Annotated in this window: 2 rRNA genes; both read right to left on the reverse strand. The window is 51.4% G+C overall.

Annotated features, from left to right (window positions below):
- Nucleotides 1-94: ribosomal RNA gene (locus tag FE782_RS32030) — 23S ribosomal RNA — on the reverse strand; the annotation flags it as partial.
- 464 nt (nt 95-558) lie between these two features.
- Nucleotides 559-962 (reverse strand): 16S ribosomal RNA (locus FE782_RS32035); the annotation flags it as partial.

The following is a 962-nucleotide window of genomic DNA, read 5'->3' on the forward strand; positions in this document are numbered from 1 at the left end:
GCTTACGGCTCCCCGAGGCCATATCGTCGTTCGCCACGTCCTTCGTCGGCTCCTAGCGCCTAGGCATCCTCCGTGCGCTCTTTATAACTTATCCAGAACTGCTGCAGCGGCGGGTGTTTGTTTTTTCTCATCATCGATTTTTTTCTAACTTAGAAAAATATCTACGATACGAAAATACAGAACCACTCCCCCGCGCATCAGCGCGCTTAAAACTTCGGATGTGTATTTCTCGTTTCGCTATCCAGTTTTCAAGGAACAAATTGATTAGAAGGAAATTCTCCCTCTAATTACCCGGTTTTTTCAGCATCTCGACCATTTAGCAGGAATTCCTCCCTCTAATTCGCCCATTCCGACCAAATACACGGTCTTCACGCCGAATTAGCGGTATGTTTTCCCGGTAAATCGCCAACCGCATCGATTCCCATCGAATTAGTGGTATCTTTTCCGTCTAAGTTGAAGGCTTACGCCCTCAAAACCGAACATGAGCTGAGCATATGCTTGTATTATGGCTTGCGCCAGATTTGTACCCCAGTGCTACGACCGGGAAGTACTCCATAGAAAGGAGGTGATCCAGCCGCACCTTCCGATACGGCTACCTTGTTACGACTTCACCCCAATCATCTACCCCACCTTCGGCGGCTGGCCCCTTGCGGTTACCTCACCGACTTCGGGTGTTGTAAACTCTCGTGGTGTGACGGGCGGTGTGTACAAGACCCGGGAACGTATTCACCGCGGCATGCTGATCCGCGATTACTAGCAATTCCGGCTTCATGCAGGCGAGTTGCAGCCTGCAATCCGAACTGAGATCGGCTTTCTGAGATTCGCTCCACCTCGCGGTCTCGCTGCCCTCTGTACCGACCATTGTAGTACGTGTGTAGCCCAGGTCATAAGGGGCATGATGATTTGACGTCATCCCCACCTTCCTCCGGTTTGTCACCGGCAGTCATCTTAGAGTGCCCACC

This window comes from Paenibacillus antri, assembly GCF_005765165.1.
Classification (GTDB): domain Bacteria; phylum Bacillota; class Bacilli; order Paenibacillales; family YIM-B00363; genus Paenibacillus_AE; species Paenibacillus_AE antri.